Source organism: Arthrobacter sp. K410C (assembly GCF_059090105.1).
Genome location: NZ_JBNHFJ010000068.1, coordinates 1 through 303, shown reverse-complemented (window position 1 = coordinate 303; position 303 = coordinate 1). Strand labels below are relative to the sequence as shown.

Genomic DNA, 303 nt, shown 5'->3' with positions numbered 1-303 from the left:
TGAACTCGGCGGCGACGGATTCGTGGACGAGGAACCTGTTGGCGGCGGTGCAGGCTTCGCCCATGTTCCGCATCTTGGCTGCCATGGCCCCTTCGACGGCTTTGTCGAGGTCGGCGTCTTCGAAGACGATGAACGGTGCGTTGCCCCCGAGCTCCATTGAGGTGCGGAGCACATTCTGGGCGGCGTCGGCCATCAGCCGTTTACCGACCGGGGTGGACCCGGTGAAGGAGACCTTCCGCAGCCGGGAGTCCTTCAGCAGCGGCCCGGAAATCCCCGACGCGGACGAGGAGGCGACGACGTTCA

Annotated in this window: 1 protein-coding gene; it reads right to left on the bottom strand. The window is 65.7% G+C overall.

The genetic code is table 11. From position 1 onward, the window contains the following. The coding region (locus AC5RU7_RS21110) for an aldehyde dehydrogenase family protein (RefSeq protein ID WP_494053890.1) at positions 1–303 on the bottom strand (303 nt) is incomplete at both ends.